2 protein-coding genes are annotated in these 4,668 nt (G+C 37.2%); both read right to left on the bottom strand.

All coding sequences use genetic code 11. The annotated features are described in order from the left end of the window. A partial coding sequence (locus tag AC1DND_RS20195) for a SusD/RagB family nutrient-binding outer membrane lipoprotein (RefSeq protein ID WP_477584361.1) occupies positions 1 to 1,323 on the bottom strand: 1,323 nt, incomplete at its 3' end. Between the two features lie 10 nt (positions 1,324 to 1,333). Continuing rightward, complete coding sequence (locus AC1DND_RS20190; protein ID WP_477584359.1) at positions 1,334 to 4,507, bottom strand: SusC/RagA family TonB-linked outer membrane protein; 3,174 nt, start codon at positions 4,505 to 4,507, stop codon at positions 1,334 to 1,336. Between the last annotated feature and the right edge of the window lie 161 nt (positions 4,508 to 4,668).

The following is a 4,668-nucleotide window of genomic DNA, read 5'->3' as shown; positions in this document are numbered from 1 at the left end:
CTCTAACTGACTATTTCCGGATGTGGTATTATCCAATGGWAGTGTTGAATCCCAATCTAAATTGGCTGCCTGTACATAATCAATAAACCTACTATCAGTTGTTGTACTGATGTAATTTGGCAACCAATAATTTATCGCATCAACCATTCCTTTGTAGTAATATTTTTCAGTTGGGCCACTAATCCATCCTCTTGCAGCAGCTTCTGCCAAAATAAAATCAACTTCGGCAGCATTCATAATTATACCTGTAAAACGATCAGTTWGTAAGGTGGGCTTATTTTCAGCATCAGAATTAAAGTGAGATAAAACCGAAAGACCAGATCCCTGAGCATAACCACTTGGAATACCAACAAAACCACCATTTGGTGCAGCATCTATACAAAAACGATTAACATTGTTACCTGTTAAATTACTATTCATACGGGGGTCATCCCATGTTACCAGATTACCCAAAAAGAAATTGCAAATAGGAATTCCTCTGAAATCAGCAGCTCTAATATTCACCATAAATGGTGATGAAAAAACTGCGGTACTACTGTTTGTTCCGTTCCATAAAATTTTAGCCGTGTGGGTATTATTTTGCATTATCGGATATTCTGATGGGTTGCCATCAACAATTTGTTTTATTTTGGCAATTATAGTTGGCGCAACTTCGGCTTTGCCCGATGCCCTTAATAATAATCGTAAATATAACGAGTTGCAAAACCTTCTCCATTTTGAAACATCGCCTTGAAAAACAGGATCGCCAGTGGTATTAATTGGCGTACCCTCTTTTAAAAGTTGGTTAGCTTGTTCTAATTTGGCAAACATATCAGCATAAATATCTTTTTGTCTGTCAAATTTAGGTTGTACGTTTCCCTCTTTACCTAAATTGGCTTCGCTATAAGGTACATCTCCATAAGTATCAGTTAATAATTGAGATACCCAAGTTTGAGCAACAAGTGATATGCCTTGATATGATTTGTTTAGCGATTCTGGCTTGCTGGCAATGGTATAAATATCTTTTAAATCAGTTAAAAATAAGTACCAATTGTTCCAGGTATAATCTGCCTGTGTTCTTCGTACATCGTACCTAAAAACACGACCTTCCGAATCGTTAATTTCAACCGTTACTTGCATTAGCTGGTTATTAAAATTCCAATTTCTGCTCATATTTGCGTTAAGAACACCAACTAAAGCAGGTGCTAATAATTGGTTTGCTGTTGTTGTGCTCTTGCCAATAGGATCGGTATTAACTCCGGTAAAGTCTTTTGTACAAGAATTAAAGGTTAAACCAATAATGGCTAAAAAAGTATATGCTAATGTTTGTTTATAATTTTTCATGTTGATAAAATTAAAGTCCAACTACTAAACGGGCTCCAAAAGTTCTGGTTGAAGGCAATTGGCCTGTTTCAAAACCTTGAACTATATCTCCTCCCGCTAATGTTCCAAACTCGGGATCGAAAGCTGGCCAAGGCGACCAAATAAATAAGTTACGCCCATAAACGCCTAGACTCAATTTAGTAAAACCTATACTTTTAAGCACTTTTTGCCCAAAATTGTATGTTAAATTTGCTTCTCTAAATTTTAAGTAATCCGTTCTAAATACACTTCCTTCTGCTTGCCCACTACCATAAATTGATTCGTAATAGGCATTCATATCGGTGGCTACCACATCATTTTTACGGTACGTTCCATCAGGATTTAGAAGTACCCCGTCGCCAACTATGCCATTATATCTTCCTGGCAAGGTAATACTATGTTTACCTAACGATGCCATTCTAGAAAATGTTAAAGAATGCCCAACTGCGCCTAATTGTGCATCAAACAATGCACTAACACTAACATTTTTATAAGTAATACTAGTGCCAAAACCAAACCTAAATTGAGGTATTGTGTTACCTAAATACAGCAAATCAGGATTTTCTAGCGCTACTCCTGTGGTCGGATTAAAAACTATTTGCCCATCTGGTGAACGTAAATAACCTCTACCATACATATCGCCCATGCTACCGCCAACATTGGCAACCACTTGTCCGCCACCTAGCGCACCAGTACGTAACACAACTGAACTATCTGCCAGTTCTCTAATTTTATTTCTATTGGCCGAGAAGTTTGCATTTACCTCCCATTTAAAAGTACGAGATTTTAGCGGTGTAGCATTTATAGCAAGCTCAATGCCTTTATTATCTACCCTACCCACATTTATTACTTGAACATTATAACCGGAGGCCTTATCAACAATGCGACTCAAAATCTGATTTTTGGTGTTTCCGCTATACGCTGCAAAATCAAAGTTTAATCGGTTGTTAAATAATTTTAAATCTAAACCAAGCTCAATTGTAGTCGTTTTTAGTGGCTTTAAATCGGGATTTGGCAAAACACGTGGATTATTCATCGCGCTATCAGGGTAAATACCATCTGCTGCGTACAAATAATTATAAGCAGTTCTGTAAGGCGTGGTGCCACCACTACCAACACTGGCAATAGAGGCTCTTAATTTAGCAAAGCTGATTACTTTTGGTAGTTTCCAAAAATCGGAAGCAACAAAAGCCAAACTTGCAGAAGGATAGAAAAAACCAACATTATCAGTTCTGGTAATTGTTGCTAATGTACTGTTCCAATCCTGACGGGCTGTTATATCTAAATAAAGGTAGTTTTTAAAGCTTAAAGAAGCTAAAGCATAAAAGCTATTGAGCCTGTATTGTGCCGTATCGGGGGAATAAACTAAAGGATTTTCGTTATTGCTTAACTCATAAAGATTTGGAATAACTAATCCATCAGCTCTTTTTTCTAGCTTGTTGTATTGATTACGCATTTGGCTGCCACCTAAATTGGCAGTAAGCTGAATATCTTTAGTTAATTGTTTATTATACTTTAATAAAAAATCGGCACTTATTTCGTAAGATCGTATATCCGCAACGCGATAAGAACCATGTGCGAATTTATTACCTGCAGCATCCCAAGGGCGAAGAGTTTCGCGAACGTCATTATTCAAATCTCCCGATGCTCTAAGCATTAAACTCAATGCATCCGTAAATCTATAAGTCGCTTGGATGTTTCCTAACCAACCATTCCGTCTTTGTCCGTTTAAATATTGCTCTGATATAGCATAAGGGCCTTCAGGGAAAGTGGTAGTTAAATTTGTAAACTGTCTGTAAACTAAGTTTGTTGCCCAATAATCTTTATACCAATCAATATTCATATTTGGTTGTGCAAACATAAACCAATACATTAACGACTGATTACCATAACCCGTGGCTGGTAAATTATCGCTTTTTCTATTGCTATATTGCACCTTGGCGTTAATGTTTAGTTTTTTAGTTACGTTACTTGTAATATTTAATGCAGCAGTAGTTCGCTCCAAACCTGTATTTGGCACAATCCATTCGTTATTGCCATGGCTTGCAGAGAAGCGTAAACCCACTTTTTTATAAGTACCATCTATACCAAATGAATTGGATGATTCGAAACCGGTTTTAAAAAATGCATCAATTGGATCAGGAGTTGCCACCCATGGTGTTCTGGTTAATCCTTGCGCTCTGGTTGCAGGGTCATATTGAAAAAACATCGCTCCAGGAGAAAACTCAGGGCCATAAGTAGAACTTGTAGAATTGGTGTTTGCTCCATCGGCACTCGCTCCATATGAGTAATATGAATTGCCAGATACCCCAGCGCCGTATTGTGTTTGCCTATCAGGACTTTTGTTAATTTCTTCCCATGCACTATTTGAAGTAAAAGAGATATTAACTTTCTTTTTATTTAAACTGGCAGATTTTGTTGTGATGATGATAGCCCCATTTGCTCCACGCTGTCCATACAATGCTGATGCAGCAGGACCCTTCAATACGGTTACATTTTCTATATCATCAGGATTTAAATCATTTAACCCACTACCAAAATCGGCAGGCATAATATCTCCTGATGTACCGTAAACACCGCCTCCTGTACCGCCTGTACGCCTTGCCGAACTACTCGCCACAACGCCATCAATTACAATTAAGGCTTCGTTATCTCCTGTCAAATTATTTTCACCACGAAGAATAATTTTATTTGAACCGGCTGGGCCACTATTTCTAACCAAATTTAAACCTGCAACTTTGCCCGATAAAGCATCTGTCCAGTTACTAGAAACCGCATTGGTAAAGGCCGTACTATCTAATTTAGAAACTGCATAACCTAACGATTTTTCCTCACGCTTTATGCCTAATGCCGTAACAACCACTTCGTTTAATTGACTTGTAGAAGAACTAAGCCTAACAATCACATTATTTTCGTTATTATTAAATGTTCTGGTTAGGGTTGTATAACCAATCATATTATAAAGAACAGTAGTTCCCTTTGCAATTGTGATGGTATAATCTCCTTTATCGTTAGATACCCCCAAAAACTTCTTATTGTTATCCGTTATCGTTGTTCCAATTAATATCTGACCATCCTGGTCATCCAACACCGTACCTTTAATTACAATATTTTGTGCCGGAGTTTGCGCAAAACTTTCATTAATACAAATTAATTGTATCAGCATAATACAAACTAAAAAACTAAAGCGTTTTAGTCTACCCTTAAAAAAAGTTCGGCTTTTCTTTTGGTGATTATCGGGACTGCTTTGCTTTACATGCAGAACGCATTGATGCCACGAAATCTGTTGAGTAAAATTTTTGATCATAATTATTATAGTATATCCGG

Source organism: Pedobacter sp. 01N416, assembly GCF_056399685.1.
The sequence above is the reverse complement of the archived record's forward strand: the minus strand, read 5'-3'. Positions and strand labels throughout refer to the sequence as shown.

What these genes read in the sequence shown, in the direction of transcription:
- AC1DND_RS20190 (WP_477584359.1), bottom strand. Translation starts at nt 4,507, where the DNA reads ATGCTGATACAATTAATTTGTATTAATGAAAGTTTTGCGCAAACTCCG.